Annotated in this window: 26 protein-coding genes; 10 read left to right on the forward strand and 16 right to left on the reverse strand. The window is 68.7% G+C overall.

All coding sequences use genetic code 11. The features are described from left to right. Window positions 1-70 precede the first annotated feature (70 nt). The 3 genes from RHOOR87_RS0105405 to petA are packed head-to-tail and all read right to left on the reverse strand — an operon-like array spanning window position 71 to window position 2,728. Window positions 71-808: a cytochrome c1 gene (locus RHOOR87_RS0105405; RefSeq protein WP_007507464.1), complete on the reverse strand. Its 738-nt coding sequence runs from the start codon at window positions 806-808 to the stop codon at window positions 71-73. A gap of 13 nt (window positions 809-821) precedes the next feature. After that, window positions 822-2,123, reverse strand: coding sequence for a cytochrome bc complex cytochrome b subunit (locus tag RHOOR87_RS0105410; RefSeq protein ID WP_007507462.1), 1,302 nt, complete (start codon window positions 2,121-2,123; stop codon window positions 822-824). Then, a complete protein-coding gene (gene petA / locus RHOOR87_RS0105415) occupies window positions 2,123-2,728 on the reverse strand; it encodes a ubiquinol-cytochrome c reductase iron-sulfur subunit (RefSeq protein WP_007507459.1) in 606 nt (201 codons plus the stop codon). The genes RHOOR87_RS0105410 and petA overlap by 1 nt, the downstream gene beginning before the upstream one ends. Window positions 2,729-2,888: 160 nt before the next feature. On the opposite strand from petA, the gene RHOOR87_RS0105420 reads away from it, so the two are divergent. Next, window positions 2,889-4,070: a trypsin-like peptidase domain-containing protein gene (locus tag RHOOR87_RS0105420; RefSeq protein ID WP_007507457.1), complete on the forward strand. Its 1,182-nt coding sequence runs from the start codon at window positions 2,889-2,891 to the stop codon at window positions 4,068-4,070. 11 nt (window positions 4,071-4,081) lie between these two features. Here RHOOR87_RS0105420 and RHOOR87_RS0105425 read toward each other — a convergent pair whose 3' ends face one another. Beyond that, window positions 4,082-5,083: a lytic transglycosylase domain-containing protein gene (locus RHOOR87_RS0105425; RefSeq protein ID WP_007507453.1), complete on the reverse strand. Its 1,002-nt coding sequence runs from the start codon at window positions 5,081-5,083 to the stop codon at window positions 4,082-4,084. A gap of 358 nt (window positions 5,084-5,441) precedes the next feature. Here RHOOR87_RS0105425 and miaB point away from each other — a divergent pair, with 358 nt between their 5' ends. Beyond that, window positions 5,442-6,794, forward strand: a complete 1,353-nt coding sequence (gene miaB, locus RHOOR87_RS0105430; protein WP_007507451.1) for a tRNA (N6-isopentenyl adenosine(37)-C2)-methylthiotransferase MiaB — start codon at window positions 5,442-5,444, stop codon at window positions 6,792-6,794. After that, complete coding sequence (locus RHOOR87_RS0105435; RefSeq protein ID WP_007507449.1) at window positions 6,791-7,285, forward strand: GNAT family N-acetyltransferase; 495 nt, start codon at window positions 6,791-6,793, stop codon at window positions 7,283-7,285. Before miaB ends, RHOOR87_RS0105435 begins: the two co-directional genes overlap by 4 nt. A 27-nt stretch (window positions 7,286-7,312) precedes the next feature. Here the strand turns inward: RHOOR87_RS0105435 and RHOOR87_RS0105440 are convergent, their stop codons facing one another. From RHOOR87_RS0105440 to RHOOR87_RS0105455, 4 genes are read right to left on the reverse strand one after another with little or no spacing between them, the layout of a single operon-like run. After that, the gene (locus RHOOR87_RS0105440) at window positions 7,313-8,422 is read right to left on the reverse strand and encodes an ABC transporter permease (protein ID WP_007507447.1); all 1,110 of its coding nucleotides are present in this window, start codon (window positions 8,420-8,422) and stop codon (window positions 7,313-7,315) included. Continuing rightward, window positions 8,419-9,369: an ABC transporter ATP-binding protein gene (locus tag RHOOR87_RS0105445; RefSeq protein WP_007507444.1), complete on the reverse strand. Its 951-nt coding sequence runs from the start codon at window positions 9,367-9,369 to the stop codon at window positions 8,419-8,421. Before RHOOR87_RS0105445 ends, RHOOR87_RS0105440 begins: the two co-directional genes overlap by 4 nt. Next, on the reverse strand, window positions 9,366-10,340 hold the full coding sequence (locus RHOOR87_RS0105450; RefSeq protein ID WP_007507442.1) for an HlyD family secretion protein: 975 nt from the start codon (window positions 10,338-10,340) through the stop codon (window positions 9,366-9,368). Before RHOOR87_RS0105450 ends, RHOOR87_RS0105445 begins: the two co-directional genes overlap by 4 nt. After that, entirely contained in the window at window positions 10,337-11,011 is a 675-nt protein-coding gene (locus RHOOR87_RS0105455; protein ID WP_043292012.1) for a TetR/AcrR family transcriptional regulator, read from the reverse strand. Before RHOOR87_RS0105455 ends, RHOOR87_RS0105450 begins: the two co-directional genes overlap by 4 nt. A 110-nt stretch (window positions 11,012-11,121) precedes the next feature. Between RHOOR87_RS0105455 and RHOOR87_RS0105460 the strand changes: the two genes are divergently transcribed. The 6 genes from RHOOR87_RS0105460 to RHOOR87_RS0105485 all read left to right on the forward strand — a co-directional run bounded on the left by RHOOR87_RS0105460 (window position 11,122) and on the right by RHOOR87_RS0105485 (window position 16,449). Beyond that, a complete protein-coding gene (locus RHOOR87_RS0105460) occupies window positions 11,122-12,102 on the forward strand; it encodes a PhoH family protein (protein WP_007507438.1) in 981 nt (326 codons plus the stop codon). Next, the gene (ybeY, locus tag RHOOR87_RS0105465) at window positions 12,099-12,560 is read left to right on the forward strand and encodes an rRNA maturation RNase YbeY (protein ID WP_007507436.1); all 462 of its coding nucleotides are present in this window, start codon (window positions 12,099-12,101) and stop codon (window positions 12,558-12,560) included. The genes RHOOR87_RS0105460 and ybeY overlap by 4 nt, the downstream gene beginning before the upstream one ends. A 117-nt stretch (window positions 12,561-12,677) precedes the next feature. Beyond that, a complete protein-coding gene (locus tag RHOOR87_RS0105470; protein ID WP_027484449.1) occupies window positions 12,678-13,517 on the forward strand; it encodes a transporter associated domain-containing protein in 840 nt (279 codons plus the stop codon). 14 nt (window positions 13,518-13,531) lie between these two features. Next, the gene (locus RHOOR87_RS0105475) at window positions 13,532-14,755 is read left to right on the forward strand and encodes a DUF4105 domain-containing protein (RefSeq protein WP_027484450.1); all 1,224 of its coding nucleotides are present in this window, start codon (window positions 13,532-13,534) and stop codon (window positions 14,753-14,755) included. Window positions 14,756-14,795: 40 nt separating this feature from the next. After that, window positions 14,796-15,812 carry a magnesium and cobalt transport protein CorA gene (locus tag RHOOR87_RS0105480; protein WP_027484451.1) on the forward strand — a complete coding sequence of 339 codons (1,017 nt, stop codon included), beginning with the start codon at window positions 14,796-14,798 and terminating at the stop codon, window positions 15,810-15,812. A 76-nt stretch (window positions 15,813-15,888) separates the two neighbouring features. Next, window positions 15,889-16,449 carry an NUDIX hydrolase gene (locus RHOOR87_RS0105485; protein ID WP_007507427.1) on the forward strand — a complete coding sequence of 187 codons (561 nt, stop codon included), beginning with the start codon at window positions 15,889-15,891 and terminating at the stop codon, window positions 16,447-16,449. A gap of 51 nt (window positions 16,450-16,500) precedes the next feature. Here RHOOR87_RS0105485 and RHOOR87_RS0105490 read toward each other — a convergent pair whose 3' ends face one another. Next, window positions 16,501-16,863: a hypothetical protein gene (locus tag RHOOR87_RS0105490; protein WP_027484452.1), complete on the reverse strand. Its 363-nt coding sequence runs from the start codon at window positions 16,861-16,863 to the stop codon at window positions 16,501-16,503. A gap of 203 nt (window positions 16,864-17,066) precedes the next feature. Between RHOOR87_RS0105490 and RHOOR87_RS0105495 the strand changes: the two genes are divergently transcribed. After that, complete coding sequence (locus RHOOR87_RS0105495; protein ID WP_027484453.1) at window positions 17,067-17,417, forward strand: hypothetical protein; 351 nt, start codon at window positions 17,067-17,069, stop codon at window positions 17,415-17,417. A gap of 100 nt (window positions 17,418-17,517) precedes the next feature. Here the strand turns inward: RHOOR87_RS0105495 and RHOOR87_RS0105500 are convergent, their stop codons facing one another. The 7 genes from RHOOR87_RS0105500 to RHOOR87_RS0105530 form a co-directional block, all read right to left on the reverse strand. Further along, window positions 17,518-17,817 (reverse strand): STAS domain-containing protein, encoded by a 300-nt coding sequence (locus tag RHOOR87_RS0105500; RefSeq protein ID WP_007507420.1) that lies wholly within the window; start codon window positions 17,815-17,817, stop codon window positions 17,518-17,520. Window positions 17,818-17,827: 10 nt separating this feature from the next. After that, entirely contained in the window at window positions 17,828-19,006 is a 1,179-nt protein-coding gene (locus tag RHOOR87_RS0105505) for a methyl-accepting chemotaxis protein (RefSeq protein WP_015448479.1), read from the reverse strand. Between the two features lie 17 nt (window positions 19,007-19,023). Further along, on the reverse strand, window positions 19,024-20,115 hold the full coding sequence (locus RHOOR87_RS0105510; protein WP_015448480.1) for a chemotaxis response regulator protein-glutamate methylesterase: 1,092 nt from the start codon (window positions 20,113-20,115) through the stop codon (window positions 19,024-19,026). Between the two features lie 77 nt (window positions 20,116-20,192). Beyond that, on the reverse strand, window positions 20,193-20,843 hold the full coding sequence (gene cheD / locus RHOOR87_RS0105515) for a chemoreceptor glutamine deamidase CheD (RefSeq protein WP_015448481.1): 651 nt from the start codon (window positions 20,841-20,843) through the stop codon (window positions 20,193-20,195). After that, window positions 20,840-21,724, reverse strand: a complete 885-nt coding sequence (locus RHOOR87_RS0105520; RefSeq protein WP_027484455.1) for a protein-glutamate O-methyltransferase — start codon at window positions 21,722-21,724, stop codon at window positions 20,840-20,842. Before RHOOR87_RS0105520 ends, cheD begins: the two co-directional genes overlap by 4 nt. 2 nt (window positions 21,725-21,726) lie before the next feature. After that, on the reverse strand, window positions 21,727-23,448 hold the full coding sequence (locus RHOOR87_RS0105525) for a methyl-accepting chemotaxis protein (protein ID WP_027484456.1): 1,722 nt from the start codon (window positions 23,446-23,448) through the stop codon (window positions 21,727-21,729). An 18-nt stretch (window positions 23,449-23,466) separates the two neighbouring features. Next, window positions 23,467-23,973 (reverse strand): chemotaxis protein CheW, encoded by a 507-nt coding sequence (locus RHOOR87_RS0105530; RefSeq protein ID WP_015448484.1) that lies wholly within the window; start codon window positions 23,971-23,973, stop codon window positions 23,467-23,469. Window positions 23,974-24,060: the final 87 nt, after the last annotated feature.

Below are 24,060 nucleotides of genomic sequence, written 5' to 3' on the forward strand. Positions count from 1 at the left end.
CAATTCCCCATCGGTGAGACGACTGCGGCGGCTCGTGGCCGCCGCAGTCGGATAATGCCATCCAGGCTGCTCAGTGGACGTCCTTCCAGTATTCCTTCTTCAGCAGGGCGGCCAGGAAGGTAAAGAACGCCAGGAACAGCAGCACCCAAACGCCGTAATGATGGCGCTGCAGGGCGGCTGGCTCGGAAGCGTATTCCAGGAAGGTCGTCAGGTCACGGCTGGCCTGCTGGAACTGCGCCGGAGTCAGCTTGCCCGGCTGAGACAGCACCAGCTTCTCCACCCTGGCGTCCTCGCCCGGCTTCGCCTCGGTCATCACCGCGCTCTGCAGGCCCTGCAGTTCCCACAGCGGGAACGGCATCGACGCGTTCGGGAACACCGTGTTGTTCCAGCCCACCGGGCGGCTCGGGTCCAGGTAGAACGAGTTGAGGTAGGCGTAGACCCAGTCGGCTCCCTTCGCGCGCACTTCCAGCGAGAGGTCCGGCGGAGCCTTGCCGAGCCACTTGGCCGCCGACGCTTCGGGCATGTGCGAAACCACGGTCTCACCGAACTTGGCGCCGGTGAAGTTGAGGTTCTGCATCACGTCCTGCTCGGTCAGCCCGAGGTCGCCGGCGATCCGCTCGTAACGCATGTACTTCAGCGAATGGCAGCCGATACAGTAGTTGAAGAACAGCTTGGCGCCGCGCTGCAGCGAAGCCTGGTCCTGCACATTGGTGCCGGCATGCGGCAGGCCGCCTTCCGCTGCCTGCACCGACACGCTGCCGACGACCAGAGCGAGCGCCAACGCCACCGGGAAGATGTACCGCTTCATTAGCAGCTGCCGCTTAGTCATGCGTCGTCACCCGTTCCGGAACCGGCTTGGTCTTTTCCCAGCCGAAATATGTGTAGGCCCAAAGAAATGCGAAGAACCCGAAATAGACCGCCGTCATCACGCGACCGAACAGGTTCTCCCAGAACGTCACGTCGACGTCGCCGAACCAGCTCGGGATCACCTCGGCCGTGATGCCCGCGCCGACCGCACCCAGCGCAATGAAAGACAGCACGAACAGCCCCAGCGCCACCTTGAAGCCGGTCCCGCGGTAGCGGATCGACTTCACCTTGCCGCGATCGAACCAGGGCAGCGCGAACAGCACCGCGATGGCGCCGAACATCGCCAGCACGCCCCACACGGCCGAGCCGAGGAACGACGGGATCATGCGCACGATCGCGTAGAACGGGGTGAAGTACCAAACCGGCTTGATGTGCGACGGCGTCGCCAGGTTGTTCGCCGGGATGAAGTTGTCGTGCTCCAGGAACCAGCCGCCGAAGGTCGGCGCGAAGAAGATGATGAACGCGGCGATCAGCAGGAAGAAGCCCACGCCGACCAGGTCCTTCACCGTGTAGTACGGATGGAACGGAATGCCGTCGGCCGGCTTCAGCGCATCCCAGCGGTTGCCCTTGGGACCCTTCTTGATCTCCACGCCGTCCGGGTTGTTCGAACCCACCTCGTGCAGCGCGGCGATGTGCAGCACCACCAGCAGCAGCAACACGATCGGCAGCGCGATCACGTGCAGCGCGAAGAAGCGGTTCAGGGTGGCATCGGCCGGCAGGAAGTCGCCCATGATCCATTCCACCAGCGAATTGCCGATGTAGGGGATGGTGCCGAACAGCGAGATGATCACCTTGGCGCCCCAGAACGACATGTTGCCCCACGGCAGCACGTAGCCCATGAACGCTTCGGCCATCAGCACCAGGAAGATCAGCATGCCGAGCAGCCACACCAGCTCGCGCGGCTTCTTGTACGAGCCGTACATGATGCCGCGGAACATGTGCAGGAACACCACCACGAAGAACAGCGAGGCGCCGGTGGAATGCATGTAGCGGATCAGCCAGCCCCACTCCACGTCACGCATGATGTACTCGACCGAGGCGAAGGCTCCTGCCGCGCTCGGGTTGTAGTTCATGGTGAGGAAGATGCCGGTGACGATCTGGTTTACCAGCACCAGCAGCGCCAGCGAACCGAAGTAGTACCAGAGGTTGAAGTTCTTCGGCGCGTAGTACTCGGTCATGTGCGCGCGGTACATCGGCATCATGCCCGGTGCGCGCTCGTTGACCCAGTCACCGATGCTCGTGAATACGTTGGCCATTAGCCAGCCTCCTTCGGATCCACGCCAATCTGGATGGTGCTGTCGTCGATGAAATGGTACGGCGGCACCGGCAGGTTCTTCGGCGCCGGCACGCCGGCGTAGACGCGACCGGCCAGGTCGTAGCGCGACTTGTGGCAGGGGCAGTAGAAGCCGCCCTTCCATTCCGGATCGAACGGCTCGGGCTTGATCTCCGGCACGAAGTCGGGCACGCAGCCCAGGTGCGTGCAGATGCCGATCACCACCAGCCATTCCGGCTTGATCGAGCGCCCCTCGTTCTGTGCGTACTTCGGCTGCTGGTCGGCGGAGGCGCCGTCGGACTTGGGGTCCACCAGGCGCGAATCGACCTGCGGCAACGTGGCCAGCTGTGCCTTGGTGCGGTTGAGCACGAACACCGGCAGGCTGCGCCATGACACGGTCAGCATCTGCCCCGCCTCGATCTTGGCCAGCGACTGGGTGACCGGAGCGCCAGCGGCCTTGGCGCGCGCGCTGGGTTCCCACGACTTGATGAAGGGCACAGCCGCCGACACGATTCCGATACCACCAACCACCGCGGTGGTTGCTGTCAGGAAGCGGCGGCGGCCATGATCGACGACTTCGTTCGCCATCAGGCTCTCCGGTACTTGCGATGTCATGCCAGGTGGGGTTTGGGCCCCGCAAAAATCGCGTTAGTGTAGCGTCAGGCCCCGCCCCGTACAATAAAGCGCATCGCGGCGAAGTCCAGACGCCGCAACACTCGCCACGACTGCCGGGACCTCTCCTTTCGACATGAAACATGCCGCCGGCACGCTCCTCTTCATCGCGCGCTTTGCCATCCTCGGCCTCGCGATGGCCTTCGTGGTCGGCCTGTTCTGGCCAGGCAGTGGCGAGCACCTGCGCGAACGCTTCGGGCTGGGTGCGGCAGCGCCGACCGCGCCCGCGGCCAGGTCGCCCCATCCAGGCAGCGGGCCGGTCTCCTACGCCGACGCCGTGGCGGCCGCGGCGCCCTCGGTGGTCAACATCTACGCCAACCGGATCGTCACCGAGCAGGCCGTGCGGATGTACGACAACCCGGTGCTGCAGCAATTGTTCGGCGGCCAGCCCACCACCTTCCAGCACCGCGAGCAGACCCTCGGTTCCGGCGTCATCGTCAGCGCCCAGGGCCAGGGCTACGTGCTGACCAACAACCACGTGATCGCGCACGCCGCCGACATCCAGGTGTTGCTGTACGACGGGCGCATCGCCAAGGCCAGCCTGGTCGGCGCGGACGAGGAATCGGACCTGGCGGTGCTGAAGATCGACGCCAGCAACCTGCCGGTGATCCACATCGCCGAGCAGCCGCTGCGGCCCGGCGACGTGGTGCTGGCGATCGGCAACCCGCTCGGCCTCAACCAGACCGTCACCATGGGCATCGTCAGCGCGATCGGCCGCCAGTTGAACAGCTCCAGCGCCGAGGATTTCATCCAGACCGACGCGGCCATCAACCTGGGCAATTCCGGCGGGGCGCTGGTCAACGCCGAAGGCGAACTGGTCGGGATCAACACCTTGCTGATCGGCAAGGCCGCCGGTGCCGAAGGTATCGGCTTCGCGATCCCGGTGACCACGGCCAAGAAGGTGCTGGACCAGATCATCGCCACCGGCCACGTGGTGCGCGGCTGGCTCGGGGCCGACTATGCGTTCGTGCCGGTGGCCGCCAACGGCGGTCTGCCGGGGGCAGCACGCGGTGCGCTGGTGACCATGGTCTACCCGGGCGGCCCGGCCGCGCTGGCGGGCATTCGCCCGCGCGACATCCTGTTGCGCATCGGTGCCGACGACATCCTCGACCCGGCCGACCTGCGCCGGCGCGAGGCGGCGCTCAAGCCGGGCAGCACGGTGACCGTCTCCGGGCTGCGCAACGGCACTCCGTTCCACCTCGACGTCACTCTTGTCCAGCGCCCCGCCATGAGCGCCGGCAGCATGCCGGACGGCTGACAGCCGACGGCTCAGCCCGGCCCGCGCAACGCCAGCGGCGGATGGATCGCCGCGCCGTAGCGCCGGCGCAAGGTGTCCACCCGTTCCACGTAGACCTGGGTTTCGGCGTACGGCGGCACGCCCTTGTAGCGCTGCACTGCACCGGGGCCGGCGTTGTAGGCGGCCGCGGCCAGCCGCTCGTTGCCGTCGAAGTCGCGCAGCAGCAGGCCCAGGTAGCGCGCGCCGCCGCGGATGTTCTGGTCGGAGTCGAACGCGTCCAGCACACCCATGTCGCTGGCCGTGCCCGGCATCAGCTGCATCAGTCCTTGTGCGCCCTTGAGCGACAGCGCGCGCGGATTGAACGCGCTCTCCGCGTGGATGATCGCGCGCAGGAACGCCTCGTCGACGCCGTACTCGATGCTGGCGGCACGGATGGTGTCGGCGTAGGCGATCAGGTTCAGCCGTGTCGAATTCCAGTGGATCGGCGAGTGCAGGTCGCAGGCGGCGCAGGTCCTGATGTACTCGACGAAGGTCTTGGTCAGCACGTCGTCTTTCTGCAGCGGCGGCGAGTGGTCGCCCAGATACATGCTGCCGTCGGCGTGCACCACCTTATAGTAATAGGTGCGCCCGATGGGCCCGTTCGCCGATGCCTCGGCTTTCCGGGCATCCCATGCCGGCTGCGCCGCAGTGGGCGTTTCCGTTGCCGGAGGAAGCGGCACGCCACCGGTCACCACCGAGCCCCGGACCGCGGCCAGTGAAGCCCGCTCCTGCGGCTGGGCGTCTAGGCGGCGGGCACGGGTCTCGACCACCGCGCCGCGCACGCCGGCCAGCGAAGCCACCCCCGCTGCTTGCGCCTGCAACGGGTTGGCCGTGGTCTGCACCGTGCCGGCCACCCGGTTCAGCGCGGCCCGCGGCGGCGCCGCGCGGCGCCGAGGCGCGGGGGCGGCATAGCCGCCGATCGCCTTGCAGCCGTGGTAGCCGACCTTGCTGGAGCTGTACACCGCCTCGCCGCTGGCGCCGGCGCACTGGTACAACGTGCCCGCCCGTGCTGTCGGCCACCACAACAGCGCGCAGCCGAACGCGATCCCGCAAAGGATCGAACGTGTTGGGAAGCCCCCGGCAGGCCGATCGGCGCTTCCCCCTTGGCTTGCGACGCCGAACATGGGGCGCAGTGTGCCGCCATGCACCCGCCAACGCCAAGTGCGCACGTCTCATTCCATGACCTTTGCCGGGCAGGCACGCCCTCGCGGCCCTGCCGCCTGGAAACGGCGGGTGGCAGCCGCCCTGCAAAGCCCGCAAGTGCTTGATCTGGCAGGTGCGTCCGCGCGGGGGTAAACTGCGCGGTCGATCGGATGGCCAGTCCGGCCTCACGCACCACGGTACCCCACGCCCATGAGCGGCAAACTTTTCATCAAGACCCACGGCTGCCAGATGAACGAGTACGACTCGGCCAAGATGGCCGACGTACTGAAGGCCTCGCACGGCCTGGAGCTGACCCAGGACGAGTCCGAGGCGGACGTGATCCTGATCAACACCTGCTCGATCCGCGAGAAGGCGCAGGAAAAGGTCTTCAGCCAGCTCGGCCGCTGGAAGCAGCACAAGCAGGACGGCAAGCCGGTACTGATCGGCGTCGGTGGCTGCGTGGCCTCGCAGGAAGGCGCGGCGATCGTCAAGCGCGCGCCCTATGTGGACCTGGTGTTCGGGCCGCAAACCCTGCATCGCCTGCCCCAGCTGATCGAGGCGCAGCGCGCCAGCGGCTTGCCGCAGGTCGACATCAGCTTCCCCGAGATCGAGAAGTTCGACTGCCTGCCCGAGCCGCGCGCGGAAGGCCCGACCGCCTTCGTCTCGATCATGGAAGGCTGCTCGAAATACTGCAGCTACTGCGTGGTGCCGTACACCCGCGGCGAGGAAATCAGCCGTCCCTTCGACGACGTGCTGGTGGAAGTGGCCAAGCTCGCCGCACAGGGCGTGCGCGAGGTGAACCTGCTCGGCCAGAACGTCAACGCGTACCGCGGCCCGACCCACGACGGCGGCATCGCCGACCTCGCCGTGCTGATCCACGCGATCGCGCAGATCGACGGCATCGGCCGCATCCGCTTCACCACCTCGCATCCGCTGGAGTTCTCCGACTCGCTGATCGAGGCCTACGCCAACGTGCCGCAACTGGCGAACTACCTGCACCTGCCGGTGCAGGCCGGCTCCGACCGCATCCTCGGCGCGATGAAGCGCGGCTACACCGCGCTGGAGTTCAAGCAGAAGATCCGCAAGCTGCGCGCGGTGCGGCCGGACATCTGCGTGTCCACCGACATCATCGTGGGCTTCCCCGGCGAGACCGACGAGGATTTCGCCAAGACCATGAAGCTGGTCGACGACGTCGGCTTCGACCAGAGCTTCACCTTCATCTTCTCCTCGCGCCCCGGCACACCGGCGGCCAAGCTCGCCGACGACACCCCGATGGCGGTGAAGCACGAACGCCTCGCGCGCCTGCAGGCCGCGATCAACGCGAACGCGAGGAAGATCAACGGGGCGATGGTCGGTTCCGTGCAGCGCGTGCTGGTGGAAAAGCCCAGCACGCGCAATCCGGACGAACTCAGCGGCCGCACCGAGAACATGCGCTACGTGAACTTCGCCGGCCACCCGCGCCTGATCGGCCAGTTCGTCGACGTGGTGATCACCGATGCGATGAGCAACTCGCTGCGTGGACGCGTAAAGCTGGCCGACGAACCGGCCGCGCTCGCTTCATGAGGGCTGGGCTGGTGCTGCGGGAGATCGGTGCGGACGAGTTCGCGCGGGTGTGGCCGCTGTTCCGAACGGTCCTCGCCGGCGGCGATACGTACATGTACCCACCTGATCTGGGCATGGATCAGGCGTGCGCGATGTGGACCACGTCGCCGTCGCGATGTTTCGTCTGCGAACGCGACGGCGAAGTGTTGGGTTGCTACCGGCTGGCGCCGAACCAGATCGGCCTCGGTGATCACGTGGCCAACGGCAGCTACATGGTGGCGCCCGAGGCGCGCGGCCAGGGCATTGCCTCGGCCATGTGCGAGCACTCGCTGGAACAGGCGCGCCAGACCGGCTTCACCGCGATGCAGTTCAACTGCGTGGTGGCCAGCAACACCATCGCGGTTCGCCTGTGGCAGCGCCACGGCTTCCGCATCGTGGGCACCGTGCCCGGCGCGTTCCGCCACGCACGACTCGGCCCCACCGACTTCTACGTGATGCACCGCACGCTGTGACCGGGTGGCCGCACGCGGCATGCCGGCTCAATCCAGCCGTTTGCGGAAGCGCCGGATCGCCAGCGCCATCATCACCAGGACGAACGCCGCCAGCGCCAGTACGTCGCCCCACATTTCCCCCAGCCCCGCGCCGCGCAGCATCACGCCGCGGATCAGGCGCAGGAAATGGGTCAACGGCAACACCTCGGCCAGCCACTGCACCAGCTTCGGCATGCCGGCAAACGGGAACATGAAACCCGACAGCAGGATCGACGGCAGGAACACGAAGAAGGTCATCTGCATGGCCTGGAACTGCGACTGCGCGCGGGTGGAGATCAGCAGGCCGAGCGCGAGGTTGGCCAGGATCAGCAGGCCGGAAGCCAGGTAGACATCGAGCACGCTGCCGCGGATCGGCACCTCGAACAGCCACGTGCCGAGCGCCAGGATCACGCTGGTCTGCACCAGGCCGATCGCAACATACGGCAGCACCTTGCCGACCATCAGCTCGGCGCTGGTCAGCGGCGTGGCGATCAGCAGCTCCATGTTGCCGCGCTCGCGTTCGCGCACGACCGCGATGGCGGTGAACAGCACCATCGTCATGGTCAGGATCACGCCGATCAGGCCAGGCACGATGTTGACCGCGGAGCGCCGCTGCGGATTGTAGAAGCCGACCACGCTGATCCGCCCGTCGGCCGGCGTGCTGGTCAGCGGTGCGCGCGTGTCGGGCACGGCGCTGTCGATCGGCACCTGCATCAATTGCGCGGCGGCGCCCTGCACTGCCGTGTCGCTGCCGTCGACCAGGATCTGTGCCACGGCGCGTCCGTCGCTGCGGCGGCGCTCGAAATCCGCCGGCAGCACGATGCCGATGCTGATCCGGCCGCGCCGGATCATCGCCATCAACTCCTGCGGCGTATCCGCCCTGGCTACCGGCGCCACCACGCCGGTGGCCAGCATGTCCAGCACCAGTGCGCGCGAACCGGCGCTGTTGGCCTGGTCGACGATGCCGGCGTCGAGCCCGCGCAGATTGGTGTTGATCGCATAGCCGAACAGCACCAGCTGGATCACCGGAATGCCCACGATCATCGCCAGCGTGATGCGGTCGCGGCGCAGCTGGCGCAGCTCCTTGACCACGATCGCCCACAGCCGGCGCCAGTTCATGCGGCGCACTCCTCGCCGTCGCCCCTGTGCGTGGCGGCGACGAACACGTCTTCGAGATTCGGCGGTGCCGCCGCCAGTCCGGCTTCCTGCCCGGCCGCAGCCAACGCCTTGTCCATGTCCGGCGTCGCGCCATCGGCGCCGGTCAGCACGCGCAAGGTATTGCCGACCTGGGCCACGCCGAGCACGCCCGGCACATCGGCCAGCGCGCGCTGGGCGGCGCGCGGGTTGCCCGTCTCGACGAGGAAGGTGCGTCCCTCCAGTTGCGCGGTCAGCTCATGCGGCGTGCCGTCGGCAACCAGCACGCCCCGATCGAGGATCGCCAGCCGGTGACAACGCTCGGCCTCGTCCATCAGGTGGGTCGAGACCAGCAGGGTGGTGCCGATGTCGGCCAGTTCAAAAAGCTTCTCCCAGAAATCGCGGCGCGATTCCGGATCGACCGCGCTGGTCGGCTCGTCCAGTAACAGCAATTCCGGCTCGTGGATCACCGCGCCGGCCAGCGCGAGGCGCTGCTTCTGGCCGCCACTCAGGGTGCCGGCCAGCTGTTTCTGCCGATCGCCGAAGTGGTATTGCCCGATCAGCTCGTCGATGCGGCGCCTCGTCTTCGCCTTCGGCACGCCCTGGATCGCGGCCAGGAACTCCAGGTTCTCGCGCACGCCGAGGTCCTCGAACAGCGAGAAATTCTGCGTCATGTAGCCGATGTGCGGACGCAGCGCGTCGGCCTGCGCCGGGACGCGCAGGCCGAGCACCTCGATCTCGCCCTCGCTCGGCGTCAACAGGCCGCACAGCATGCGGATCGTGGTCGACTTGCCCGAGCCGTTCGGGCCGAGGAAGCCGTAGACGCGTCTGGCCGGCACTTCGAGATCGACATGATCGACCGCCACCAGCTTGCCGAAGCGCCGGGTCAGGCCGCGCGCGCGGATCGCCACGCCGTCGGCATCGGCGCTCATTTCGCGGTCCGGCGAAATTCGACGCGTACCGGCAGGCCGGCAGGAAGCTCGGCCGCATCCGCGCCCAGCGCGACCTCGGCGAGATAGCTCAGCCGCGCCGCGTCGTCGCCGATCAGCGCGTAGTACGGGGTGAAGTCCGGTTCGCTGCGGATCATCCGCAGCTTGCCGGCATACGGCTGCGCGCGACCGGCCACGAAGACCTCGATCGGGTCGCCGACGTGCACGCCGGCGCGTTGCTGCACCGGCACGTAGATGCGCGCGTAGGGCGCGTCGCCCGCCAGCAGGATCGCCAGCGGCGCGCCGACCGGCGCCTGGTCGCCGAGCTTGTACGGCAGGCTGTCGATGCGCCCGGCACGTGGCGCCACGATGGCCAGCTTGCCCAGCAGCACCTGCTGCGCACCGGCCTGCGCCTGCGCCGCCGCCACCGCGGCCCGCGCCTGCGCGATCTGCTCCGGACGGGTGCCGTGACGCAGTTCGTCGAGTGCGGCCTGCGCCGCCGCGACCTGGCCATCGGCATTGCCTGCCGCGGCGCGGGCACGGTCGAGGTCGGCGGCGGCCGCGTAACCGTTGCCCCCGAGCGGCACCAGTCGCGCGTAATAGGCCCGCGCCTCGCGCGCCTGTGCCTGCGCGGCAGCCAGGTTCGCCCGCGCCCGGTCGATGTCCTCGCGGCGCGGGCCGGTTTCGAGCTCGGCCAGCCATTCGCGCTGCTGCTGCACCTGCGCCTGCGCCGCGGCCAGCTCGGCGCGGGTGTGCGCGGGGTCGAGCTGCAGCAGCGGCTGGCCGGACGTCACCTGTTCGCCCTCGCGCACGTCGATCGCCACGACGCGCTCGGCGGCCGGCGCCGGCAGGGTGATGCGGTCGAACTCCAGCGTGCCCAGCGCCTGCGGCGGCGGCTTGCTGCAGCCGGCCAGCGCCGCCACGGCCAGCAGGAAGACCGCTGGCAGGCGGTGAATCGTGCGTGCGACGTTCATGCGGCTTCTCCGGATTTGCGGGTGCCCACGCCATGACCCAGCAGCGCGAGCGTGTGTTGCGACATCGCCGCGGACTCCAGCCCTTCGGCACCGAACATGCGCCGCCAGATCGGCGCGCCAGCGGCGGGGAACAGGGTCAGCCCGACCAGCGAGACGACCAGCAGGCGCGGGTCCAGGCTGGCATTCAGCCGTCCATTCGCCTGCGCCGCCGCGAAGCGTTGCGCCAGCAACTGCGGCAAGCCCGGCACCGCCTGGGTGAACAGCACCTCGCGCAGCGCACCGCCGTCGCACAGCACCTCGCGCACCCATAGCGGCGGCAGCCATGGATGTCGCGCCACCACTTCGCCGATGCCGCGCACGAAAGCTTCGATCAATACCCGCGGATCGTCGCCGGCCCGTTCCAGTTGCACGCGCAACGGCGCCAGTGCCGGCAACAGGCGCTCCTCGACCAGCGCCTGGACCAGCCGTGGCTTGTCGCCGAAGTAGTAATGCAGCATCGCGGGCGTGACCTCCGCCTCGCCGGCGATCGCGCGCAACGACGTCGCGCCTATTCCCGCCCGGGCGAACTGCGCGATCGCGACATCCAGCAGGCGCGCGCGCAGGTCCAGGTCGTCGCCGCTGGGACGCCCGGCGCGGCGCCCGGCTTTCGCGCGCTTGGTCGAAGTAGCCATGCACATAAATTAATTCAACATTTAATTTCATGCAACTGGCGACATCGCGGCCGTCACGGCCGACTGTCGTCATGGCTCTTCCCGCAGCGGCGCGCTACTCTCGCGCCCCTATGAGCGAACTCAACCAGCGCGACTTCACCCTCGACCCCGAAGACAACGCCCGCCTCGCCAACCTGTGCGGGCCGTTCGACGAACACCTGCGCCAGATCGAGCTGCGCCTCGGCGTGGAAATCAACCACCGCGGCAGCATCTTCCAGGTGATCGGCGAGGACGCTCCCGCCAAGGCCACCGAGAAAGTGCTGCGCACGCTGTACGCCGCCACCGTCGACGAAGCCCTGACCGGCGCGAAGATCAACCTGCAGCTGGCCGAATCCGGCATCGACGCAATCACCGAGGCAGCCGCCGAGGGCGCCCAGGAAGTGGTGATCAAGGTCAAGCGCGGCGTGATCAAGGGCCGCGGCCCGAACCAGGCGCGCTACCTGCACGCGATCGCCAGCCACGACATCAACTTCGGCGTAGGCCCGGCCGGCACCGGCAAGACCTACCTGGCGGTGGCCAGCGCGGTCGAGGCGCTGGAAGCGAACCGCGTGCAGCGGTTGATCCTGGTGCGCCCCGCGGTCGAGGCCGGCGAGAAGCTGGGCTTCCTGCCCGGCGACCTCAGCCAGAAGGTCGACCCCTACCTGCGCCCGCTGTACGACGCGCTGTACGAGATGCTCGGCTTCGAGAAGGTGGCCAAGCTGATCGAGCGCAACGTGATCGAGATCGCGCCGCTGGCGTACATGCGCGGGCGCACCCTCAACGATTCCTACGTGATTCTCGACGAGGCGCAGAACACCACGGTCGAGCAGATGAAGATGTTCCTCACCCGCATCGGCTTCGGCACGGTGGCGGTGATCACCGGCGACGTCACCCAGGTCGACCTGCCGCGCAACACGCGCTCGGGCCTGCGCCAGGCGATCGAGGTGCTGCGCGGGGTGGGCGGCATCAGCTTCACCTTCTTCACCTCGCGCGACGTGGTGCGCCACCCGCTGGTGGCGAAGATCGTGCGCGCCTACGAGGCGTTCGAGCAGAAGGACGAGGACGGCGCATGAGCGCCCCGCTGACGCTCGCCGTGGGCTATGCGGTGCCGCGTGCCGGCCTGCCCGCGCCGGCCAGCTTCCGCCGCTGGGTCGAGGCGGCGCTGCGCGGGGCGAAGCGGCGCAAGGGCACCGAGCTGGCGATCCGCATCGTCGACGCCGACGAAGGCCGCGCGCTCAACCGCGACTATCGCGGCAAGGACTACGCCACCAACGTGCTGTCGTTCCCCGTCGAACTGCCGCCCGGGGTGGCGCTGCCGCTGATCGGCGACCTGGCGATCTGCGCCCCGGTGGTGCTGCGTGAGGCCGCCGAACAGGGCAAGGCGCTACGCGACCACTGGGCCCACCTGACCGTCCACGGCGTACTGCACCTGCTCGGCCACGACCATATCGAAGACGCCGAGGCCGAAGCCATGGAAGCGCTGGAAACCCGCATCCTGGCTGGCCTGGGCTTCGCCGACCCGTACGCCTGAGCCACCGGGCGGGCGGCGGGCGAAGCGGAGGCACCTGCGGCGCCTGTGCCTGAACCGTCACTTTTTTTCCGCTAGAATCGGCCTTCCGCCCGGTTTCGGGCAGACTCCCAACGAGTAATGAGCGACGACCCTGGCAGTACCAGCGGCCCGGCCCACCGAACCTGGTGGGATCGACTGGGCCACATGTTTTCCGGCGAACCGCGCAACCGCGACGAACTGATCGAGGAACTGCGCTCTGCCCAGACCAACGGACTGCTGTCCGTGAACACCCTCACCATGGTCGAGGGTGCGATCAAGGTTACCGAACTGAGCGTGGACGACGTAATGGTCCCGCGCGCGCAGATCGTGATGCTGGCGGCCGACTCGCCGCTGCCCGACATCCTCGCCGCCGTGGTCGAATCCGGCCACTCGCGCTTCCCGGTGCACGGCGAGGACAAGGACGAGATCCTCGGCATCCTGCTGGCCAAGGACCTGCTGAAGTACTTCGGCGCCGCCGAGCATTTCGACATCCGCGCGATCCTGCGCCCGGCGGTGCTGATCCCCGAGTCGATGCGGCTGAACGTGCTGCTGGAGGAATTCCGGCTCAGCCGCAACCACATGGCGCTGGTGGTCAACGAGTACGGCGGCGTCGCCGGCCTGGTCACCATCGAGGACGTGCTCGAGCAGATCGTCGGCGAGATCGACGACGAGCACGACGACGAGGTGGAGCCCGAGCTGATGCACGAGCAGCCCGGCGGCGACTGGCTGGTCAGCGCATTGACCCCGATCGAGGACTTCAACGAACAGACCGGCGCCGACTTCCCTGACGAGGAATACGACACCGTCGGCGGCATGGTCACCGCCGGGTTCGGCCACCTGCCCGAAGTCGGCGAGGAAGTCGCCATCGGCGATTACCTGTTCCACGTCACCGAGGCCGACGACCGCCGCGTGCAGGCGTTCCGCGTGGTCAAGCAGTAGGCGCGCCCCTGCCGATGCACCGCATGCACCTGATCCGCCGCAAGCTCCTGCTGCTCGCACTGCTGGTCCTGGCCGCGCTTTCGCCAGCCCATGCCGGCGTCGCCAACGCGCCCGGTGCCAACCTCGAGGTCTCGCTGATCACCTACGGCCCCGGCGAAACCTACTGGGAGCGCTTCGGCCACGATGCGATCGAGCTGCGCGACACGGTCTCGGGCGAGGCGGTCAACTTCAACTACGGCGTGTTCGATTTCAGCGAGAAGAACTTCCTGCTGAACTTCGCCCGTGGCCGCATGCACTACCTGATGGATGCCGCCCCCAGTGATGCCGACGAACGCTACTACGTCGAGGCCGGCCGTTCGATCACCCGCCAGCGGCTGGCGCTGACGGCCGAACAGGCCACCGCGCTGCGCGACTTCCTGCTGTGGAACCTGCGCCCGGAAAACGCCGGCTACGCCTACGACTACTACGTCGACAACTGCACCACCCGCGTGCGCGATGCGCTGGACAAGGCGCTCGGCGGCATGCTGGCGACGCAACTGAAGGCGCATGCCGGCGACATGACCTACCGCCAGCAGACGGTGCGGCTGATGAGCGCGCAGCCGTGGCTGATGCTGCTGCTCGACCTGGGCCTGGGGCCGTATGCCGACCAGCCGCTGGACGCCTGGCAGGAAAGCTTCCTGCCCGACGTGCTGCAGGCGCAGCTGCGCGAAGTGCGCCTCGACGACGGCCATGGCGGCCGGCGGCCGCTGGTGCTGGTGCTGGACGAACAGTTGGTCTCGCCGAACCGGCTGCAGGCGCCGCCACCGACCGCGCCCGACCTGCGCCTGCCGCTGGCCCTGGCTGGCCTGCTGCTGGCCGCGCTGATCGTACTCGCCCGCCGCCGCTGGCCTGCCGGCTACGCCCTGCTCGGCACGCTGTACCTGCTCGCGGCCGGCGTGACCGGCCTGCTGCTGCTGGCGCTGTGGACGCTGACCACCCACCACTCGGCGTGGGCCAACGCGAATCTCCTGCTGTTCAACCCGCTGGCGTTCGCGCTGCTGCCGACGCTGTGGCGCGCGCGCCGCGGCCTCGCCGCCTCGCGCTTCATCGATGGCGTGATCGCGCTGCAGCTGCTGGCCTGCATGGCCGCCGTGCTGCTGCACCTGCTGCCCGGCACCGTGCAGCAGAACCAGCCGTGGCTGCTGTTCGCCCTGCCGTGCTGGCTGGCGCTGGTCTGGAGCCTGCGTCGCCGCCAGTGATGCAATTGCCCCGTCCACCGGCGCGGGGCATGATGCGCGCATGAATCCGATCACGCCGCCGAGCGCACCGCCGAGCAGCAGCCCGCCGATGGTGGTCAACTGCATCGCCTACCGCAGGGACGGCAGCCGCATCGGCGAGGTCACCATCGATGCGATCAGCGACGTGCTGGCCGAGCCGGACACCTTCGTCTGGGTCGGCCTGTACGAGCCGGACGAGACGCTGCTGGAGAAGATCCAGGACGAATTCGGCCTGCACGACCTGGCGATCGAGGACGCGCACGCCGCGCACCAGCGCACCAAGCTGGAAACCTACGGCGACTCGCTGTTCCTGGTGGTGCAGACCGCGCAGCTGGTCGACGGCGAACTGGCGTTCGGCGAGACGCACATCTTCTTCGGCCCGCGCTACCTGGTCACCGTGCGCCACGGCGCCTCGCAGTCCTACGCGCCGGCGCGGCGCACCTGCGAGCACGCGCCGGAATTGCTGGCGAACGGGCCCAGTTACGGGCTGTACGGCGTGCTCGACTTCATCGTCGACAACCTGCTGCCGATCGTGCGCGACTTCCGCGAAGAGGTGCACCAGCTCGAACACGACATCTTCGGCGAGACGTTCAAGAGCAGCACGGTGCGCCGGCTGTACGACATGCAGCGCGACCTGATGACGCTGCGCCTGGCGGTGGCGCCGCTGCAGGACATCATCAACCAGCTGATCCGGCTGCACCCGCACCTGGTCCCCGAGGTGCTGCACGCGTACTTCCGCGACGTCTACGACCACGCCTTCCGCGTCAACGAGGCGATCGGCGCGATGCGCGAGATGCTCACCGCCGCGATCAACGTCAACCTGTCGCTGGTCAGCCTGCGCCAGAACGAGGTGATGAAGAAACTCGCCGGCTGGGCCGCGATGCTCGCCGCGCCGACCCTGCTGACCAGCTGGTACGGCATGAACTTCGCGCACATGCCCGAGCTCGGCCAGCCCTGGGCGTACCCCGCGATCATCGTGGTGATGGCCTGCGTGGTGGGTGGCATCTACCTCGGGCTGAAGCGCGCGAGGTGGCTGTAGCGGGCGGCGGGCGGTTGTCGCTGCCGCGCGAACCGTTCAAGATGCCGTCCGATACCCGCCCCGCACGCGACCACCGATGAACGATCCCAGCCGCATCCCCGCCGACGCCGCCGCACCGGTGGAAACCCTGTACGAAGGCCGCTGGCTCAGCCTGCGCAAGCGCGGCCGCTGGGAATACGCCGAGCGCAACAACCCCGGCGGCGCGGTGATCATCCTGGCGGTGACGCCGGCGGACAAGGTGCTGTTCGTCGAGCAGTACCGCGTGTCGATCCTGCAGAACACCATCGAGATGCCGGCCGGCCTGGTCGGCGACCTGGCCGGCCAGGCCGACGAGAGCGCGCAACTGGCCGCGCAGCGCGAGCTGGAGGAGGAAACCGGCTGGCGCTGCCGGCGGGTGGATTTCGTCCATTGCGGCCCATCGTCCTCGGGCATGAGCACCGAGATGATCACCTTCGTGCGCGCCCGGGAGCTGGAGAAGGTCGGCCCCGGCGGCGGCGACGAGACCGAGAACATCGTGGTGCACGAGGTGCCGCGCCGTGAGGCCGGCGCCTGGCTGTTCGCGCGCGCCGCCGAGGGCTATTCGATCGACCCGAAGCTGTTCGCCGGGCTGTGGTTCATCGAACACGCCGACGGCTGAGCGGCGGCGGGGTTCCGGGCGCAGCCTTGCCGCGCCGCGGCAGCGGGCCGCTCACCAGGTGCGCACGTCGACCACGCTGACCGTGTAGCTGCTCATGCCGGACTGGTAGCGGAACAGACGGCCCAGGTCGAACTTCACCACGTCGCCGGGGGCGATGTTGGCCGTGCCGGCCGGCCACGCCTGCTTGCTCTGGATGACGGAACCGGCATCGTCCTTGATGTCGATGCGGATCTGCGCGGCCGAGGCCGCGGCGCAGTTGTTGACCAGCTCGCCGCGCAGGCTCATGCGGGTGACCGTTCCCGTGTTGTTGACCGCGGGCTTGAAATCCTTGATGGCGAAGTCCTTCGGATTGCAGTCGGCCTGGGCGGCCAGCGGGGCGAACAGCAGTACGGCGGAAATGATCAGCGTCTTCATGAGGTTTGGGCCATCCCGAGGCATGCCTTCGATGCGGGCATGGAAAATCATCGGCATGCCGGCGGAATTCTTTAGCCGGCCGCGCCCGGCGCGTGGCCGCAGAGAGCCGGCCACCCGCCGCTAAAGTTCCTCGCGCTGGCGTCGATAGAGGGAGGTCCCGTCCCCCGCATTGCGGTCCCCCCACTGTTCGATGGAGTTTCCCCATGAAGGCTCTCGTTGTTTCCGCCGTGTTGCTGCTCGCTCCGCTGGCCGCCCAGGCTGCCTGCGCGCCTGGCGATTTCGCGATCAAGGATTTCAAGCCCGGCGTCGCGGCGTCGCGGCTCAGCCTGCGCGGCGAGCTGGTCAACAACTGCGCCGCGGCCTCGGCCGCGCAGGTCCGCATCGAGGTCAAGGACGCCGCCGGCAAGGTGCTGCAGAGCAAGCAGGGCTGGCCGGCCGGCACCGCCAACATCCCCCCCGGCGACGTGGTGAAGTTCGACCTGGGCCGCATGTTCCACTACCAGGCGGAGATGGACAGCTACACGGTCAGCGTGGTCGACGTGCGCACCTGGTGAGGCAGCCGGCAGCGTGAAGCGACGAAGGCTCCGCAAGGAGCCTTCGTCGTATCCGGCGCCGCCGCGTGCACGTCGCGCCGGCAGACAGGCAGGCAGGCGGTCAGTGCAACACGAACAGCTTGTCGAAGCCGGCCACGCGCAAGGTGCCGCGCAGCTCGCCGGAGGCATTGACGATGCGGATGTCGGCGCGGTCGGCGCCGGCGTGCTCGCGCAGCAGCAGCAGCATGCCGAGCGCCGAACTGTCCATCCCGGTGACCTCGCCCAGGTCGATCACGTAGCTGCGCGCGGGCTTGCCGCTGCCCAGGCAGGCGTCGTGGAAATCGCGGTGGATGCTGAAGTCGAAACGCTCGCCCAACTGCAGGGTCAGGCAATCGAGTTCGCTGTCGTGGTGGACGATCATGGGGCCATCCTCAGAAGAGTTCGATTTCGCCGGCGTCCATCGTGTTCTGCAACGCCGGGCCGCGCGAGCGCAGGCGCGCCTTCTCGCGCTGGATCGCCAGCCGGCTGCGCACGCGCTGGGCACGTTCCTCCAGCGCGTCGGCCTCCAGCGGGGCGCATGCCAGTTCCTCGATGTCGCGGGTGCATTCGGTGGTGACTTCCTGCAGCTCGGTCAGCCGGGTGCGGGTCTGGCTGATCAGCTGGCTCAGGATGTCCTCGAACTGCAGCGAGCGGATGGTGGTGGAGACGTCGCTGCCGAGGCCGCGATTGATCTCCACCGCCTGGTCGGCCACCGCGCTGGTGCGCGCGTCGCTCTCGGTGACGTGGGCGGTCATCGCGTCGATGCCGCCCTTGGCCGACAGCGCCACGTTGAGGTCCTGCGAGGCCATCGCGCCGATCAGCCCGCGCAGCTGTTCCATCGCCGAGCGCGCGCGCTCGACATGGCCGCCGATCTGCTCGTTGAGCTGGTTGGAGTTGCTGGCCAGGTTGCGGATCTCGCCGGCCACCACCGCGAAGCCGCGGCCGGATTCGCCGGCGCGCGCCGCCTCGATCGCCGCGTTCAGCGCCAGCAGGTTGGTTTCCTCGGCGATGGTGTTGACGTTCCTGAGCAGGCCAAACACCGCGTCCATCTCCTTCGCCATGCCGTCGATGCGGTAGACGATGCGCAGGCTCTCGCGCGACATCTGCACGATCATGCCGACGAAGTGCTCCAGCAGGTCGCCGGTGCGGGCGGCGAAATCCTGCACGCTGACGCCGCCGTCCTGCACCTCGATGATCTGCTTGAGCAGCGACTGCTGCAGCGCGGTCTTGCTGGACAGCCCGTCGAAACCGCCGCCCAGCTCGGACACCGCATCGCGCAGCAGGTCCAGGCCCTGGTGCAGCTCGCGGGTGGCGTGGCCGAGCTCGTCGACCAGCGCGCCGCGCACGTCTTCCAGCGCCTCGCGCACCGGTTCGGCGCGGGCGCCGGCGGCGGCCTGCACGGCCAGCGGCGCGGCGGGCCGTGCCGACAGCGCCCACGCCGCGGTCAGTGCCGCCACCAGCAACGGCGCCAGCCAGGCCGGGTGCCAGGCCAGCGCCAGCAGCAGGGCGACGGCGCTGGCGATCCAGCCGGCGGCTTGGCGTTGGAGCAAGAGAGCGGGAGTGAATGGCATGATCCGGTATCCGCGAGTCAGGCGCCGCCGGCGCCGGTATGGGGGTGGCGGGCCAGCGCCAGCAGGCGCGCCGCCATGTGTTCGATCGACTGCATTTCGCCCGCGGCGTCGAGCTTCCAGGCGGCACCGGGCATGCCCCACACCACCGAGCTGGGCTCGTCCTGCACCAGCGTGGCGGCGCCGGCCTGGCGCAGTTCCAGCAGGCCGCGCGCGCCGTCGTCGCCCATGCCGGTGAGCAGCGTGGCGATGGTGGCGGCGCCGGCGCTGGCCGCCAGCGAGCGGAACAGCACGTCGACGCTGGGGCGGTGCCGGTTCACCGGCGGGCCGTCGTGCAGCCGGCAGACGTACTTCGCGCCGTCCCACATCACCAAGAGGTGGTGGCTGCCTGGCGCGATGTAGGCATGGCCCGACTGGATCGGCTGGCCGTCCTGCGCCTCGCACACGCGCATCGCCGAGCAGCGGTCCATGCGCGCGGCGAACGGGCCGCTGAAGGCGGCCGGAATGTGCTGGGTCACCAGGATCGGCGGCGCGTCCGGCGGCATCGCCTCGAGCACCACGCGCACCGCCTCGGTGCCGCCGGTGGAAGCGCCGATCGCGATGATCGGGCTGCCGCCGCGCGTGCCCGCAGTCTGCGCGCGCGGCAGCACCGCGTCCGCCGACAGCCGTGGCGCCACGTCCAGCTTGCGCACCGTGGTGCGCGCGCGCGGCCTGGCCTGCGCCGCCTGCTTGACCTTGGCGCAGATCTCCAGCGCGTGCTCGCCAAAACTGCTGGCCAGGTCGCTGCTCGGCTTGGCCAGGAAATCCACCGCACCCAGTTCCAGCGCGCGCAGCGTCACCTCGGCACCCTGCGTGGTCAGCGACGACACCATCACCACCGGCATCGGCCGCAGCCGCATCAGGTTTTCCAGGAAGGTCAGCCCGTCCATGCGCGGCATCTCGACGTCCAGGGTCAGCACGTCGGGGTTGAGCTGCTTGATCTTGTCGCGGGCGATCAGCGGATCCGCCGCCGTGCCGACGACCTCGATGTCCGGATCGCAGGCAAGCATGGTCGACATCAGCTTGCGCACCAATGCGGAATCGTCGACTACCAGAACACGCACTCTATCCATTGCTCACCTTGCCATGCAGCCACGGCCCCGTCGCCCGCGACGGTGGCCCGATCGATTGCCACGCCGGAACCGCGACGCTAGAACAGCTCGACCTCACCCTTTATCGGATCGTTTGCCAAACGCTTGAGGTAGCCGCGCTCGTCGGCCACCAGCGCCACGTCGTCGCTGCGGCGCAGCTGGCGCACGCGGACCCGCCCGCTGTGCGGGAAGAACTGCACCTGGCGCGGGTAGACGTCGCCCAGGTCCTCGGCCGCCAACTGCAGCCGCTCGGCCTCGATGTAGCGATGCACGAAGTCGATGTTGCGTTGGCCCACGTCGCTCAACTGGGCCAGCACGCGGCCGCCGCCGAACACCTTGACGCGCAGGTTCGCGCGCTGGCCGCCCGCCTTCAGGATCGCGTTGATCAGCTGCTCCATCGCATCGCTGCCGTAGCGCGCGGCGCGCCCGATGGCCGACGACCAGCTGTCGCGCTCGCCCATCGGCTCGGGCAGCATGAAGTGGTTCATGCCGCCGACGCCGCGCTCCGCATCGTGGATGCAGGCCGACACGCACGAACCGAGCACGGTGCTGACCAGCTCGTCGCTGCCGCTCACGTAGAACTCGCCCGGCAGCACCCTCACCACCATGCGGCCCTGGGCCGGGTCCCAGAACCGGCGCAAGTGCTCGAAGCCGGGCATGGCCTCGGGCAGCGTGGTGGTACGGCGTTCGGCCGTCACTACCGGCGTCATCCGAGCTTCCGGTAGACGGTGCGGCCGATCAGCTCGAAATCGTCGTTGATGCCGTGCAGCGACTCGGAGTGGCCGAGGAACAGGTGGCCGCCGGCCGGCAGCAGCGCGGCGTAGCGGCGGAACAGGCGTTGCTTGGTCGGCTGGTCGAAGTAGATCACCACGTTGCGGCAGAAGATCGCGTCGAACGGACCGCGCATGGGCCACTCGTGCAGCAGGTTCAACGGCTGCACGGTCACCAGTTCGCGCAGGCGCGGATGCACGCAGGCGAAGCCTTCGTACTCGCCGGCGCCGCGCAGCATCCAGCGGCACCGGCGCTCGTCGCTGATGCCGGCCAGCCGTTCCAGCGGATACACGCCGTTGCGCGCGGTTTCCAGCGCCTGCGGCGACAGGTCGGTGGCGAGGATCTTCGCGTCGATGCCCGCCGCGCCGTGCCGCTCCAGCGCCTCGGCCAGCACCATCGCCAGCGCATACGGCTCCTCGCCGGTGGAACAGCCGGCCGACCAGATCCTTAGACGGTCGCCGCTGCGGCGCTTCTGCTGCAGCCACTGCGGCAGCAGTTCGTCGACCAGCAGGTCGTAATGGTGCTGTTCGCGGAAGAAGGAGGTGACGTTGGTGCTGATCACGCTGGCGAGGTTGTCCAGCTCGCTCTGCGGGTCGTGCCGCAACAGCTCGCAGTACGCGCCGAAGTGGCGCAGGCCCAGCGCACGCAGCCGCCGCGCCAGGCGTCCCTGCACCAGCTGGCGCTTGTGTTCGCCCAGCGCGATGCCGCAATGCTCATAGACGAAGTCGCGCAGGAAGCGGAACTCGGCATCGCCGAGCGCCCCCCCGCCGCCGTCGGCCGGCACGGCATCGCCTTGAACCATGCCGGCAGCGGCGCGCACGTTCAGAACTCCTTCCAGACGCCGGCATCCGCCGTCTCGGCGGCAATGGCGCGCGGCGGCGCCTTGCGTACCGCGGCGAACACCGCCTCGGTGGCGCGGGCCACGTCCTTCGCGCGCTCCGGCGGTGCCGCCGGCGACGCCGCGCCATCATCGGCCAGGCGGAAGAAGCCCACCTGGTTGGACAGGTCACCGGCCTGCTCCTGCATGGCGCGGGCGGCGGCCGAAGCCTCTTCCACCAGCGCGGCGTTCTGCTGGGTCATCTCGTCCATCTGCATCACGGCGTTGTTGACCTGGTCGATGCCGGCCGACTGCTCCTGGCTGGCCGCGGCGATCTCGGCCACAATGTCGGTGACCTTCTTCACGCTCTCGACGATCTCGGCCAGCGCCTTGCCGGACTGGTTGACCAGCTCCGAGCCGCAACGCACCTTCTCCTCGCTCTCGGCGATCAGGCCCTTGATCTCCTTCGCCGCGCCGGCGCTGCGCTGCGCCAGGCTGCGCACCTCGCTGGCCACCACCGCGAAACCACGGCCCTGCTCGCCGGCGCGCGCCGCTTCCACCGCGGCGTTCAGCGCCAGCAGGTTGGTCTGGAACGCGATCTCCTGGATCAGCCCCACGATGTCGCCGATCTTGCGGCTGGAGGCGTCGATCTCGCCCATCGCGGCAATCGCCCTGCCGGCCACCTCGCCGCCGCGCTCGGCCTGCTCGCGGGCGCCGCGGGCCAGCTGGTTGGCGTGGCTGGCGTTCTCCGCGTTCTGCTTCACGGTGGAGGTCATCTGCTCCATCGACGAGGCGGTCTCTTCCAGGCTGGAAGCCTGCTCCTGCGTGCGCTGGCTGAGGTCGTCGTTGCCGCGCGCGATCTGCTGCGCCGCGCTCGACACCGCATCGGAGCCGTGGCGCACCTCGCCCACGATCGCGCCGAGGCGCTCGTCCATGCTGCGGAAGGCGTCCAGCAACCGGCCCAGCTCGTCCTGCCGCTTGACCTTGATGACATGGCCCAGCCGGCCTTCGGCGATGGCATGCGCCACCTTGACCAGATGCGTCAGCGTGCCGCTGATCGAGCGCACCAGCAGGGTCGACACCAGCAGCGCGAACAGCAGGCCGCCAATCAGCGCGAACAGCACCAGGTTGCGCACCAGCTTGTAGCGGCTGACCTGCGCCTGATAGATCTGCTTCACCTCGTCGCTCTGCGCCTGCATCAGCTTGTTGATGGTGTCCACGCGCAGCATCAGCTCAGGGCGCACCTGCATTTCCAGCAGGTCGCCGGTGCCTTCGTCGTTTTGCGCCAGCGCGTCGTAGATGTCCTTGAGACCGCTCAGGTAGTCCGCATCGGTGGCGCGGTAGGCCTTGTACTTCGCGGCGATGTCCGCGCTCATCGGCATCGTCGACAGCTGCTTGTTGACCTCGGCGATCTCCTTCTGCAGGCGCTCGGACTCGGCGACCTTCTGCTTCATCTGGTCGGGTTTGCCGATCGCCCCGGCCGCTTCGCCGAGCACGATGAAGTCGGTCAGCGACTTGACGCGCAGGCTGCCGATCAGCTGGGCCGGCACCATCGCCTCTTCGTAGCTGCGCCGCATGCCCTCGTTCTGCCAGGACATCATGCCGAGGCCGACCGCCGCGCCGGCCGCGAGCATCAGCCCGAGCAGCGCGAACACGCCGATCAGGCGCGCCTTGACGGACAGCGTCGGCAACTTGGTGAAACGTGCCATGAATTTCTTGATGTTCATCGTGATTCCCGGATCGGATCAGGCGGCAACTTCGACATCCCGGACGCCGGTCAGCGCGGCGTCCAGCGTTTCAACGTCTTCCGGACGCATCAGCTTCTCCACGTCCAGCAGCATCACCATGCGCTCGACGTGGGTGGCCAGGCCCTTCAGGTAGCGCGTGTCGACGATCGCGCCCATGTCGGGCACCGGCTTGATCGCCGCCGGCTCGATGTCGACCACGTCGGACACCGCATCCACCACGATGCCGAACAACCGCTCGGCGACCGCCACGATGATCACCACCGTGCTGTCGCCGTAGCTTTCGCGTGCCAGGCCGAAGCGCAGGCGCAGGTCCATCACCGGCACGATCGCGCCGCGCAGGTTCAGCACGCCCAGCACGTAGTCGGGGGTCTGCGGGATGCGGGTGACCCGCGACCAGCCGCGGATCTCGCGCACCGACAGGATGTCCACGCCGTATTCCTCGCCCGCCAGGTTGAACGTCAACTGCTGGACGGTGGGGGCCGTGGCCGCGTTGTCTTCGTACATGGATCGTCTACCTCGTGATGGGCGCCTGCGGGCGCCCGGCCTCGATGTTGTATCGGCCCCGCCAGAGAGGACTTGAGCACGCCGCCG

The organism is Rhodanobacter sp. OR87 (genome assembly GCF_000473345.1).
GTDB lineage: Bacteria > Pseudomonadota > Gammaproteobacteria > Xanthomonadales > Rhodanobacteraceae > Rhodanobacter > Rhodanobacter denitrificans.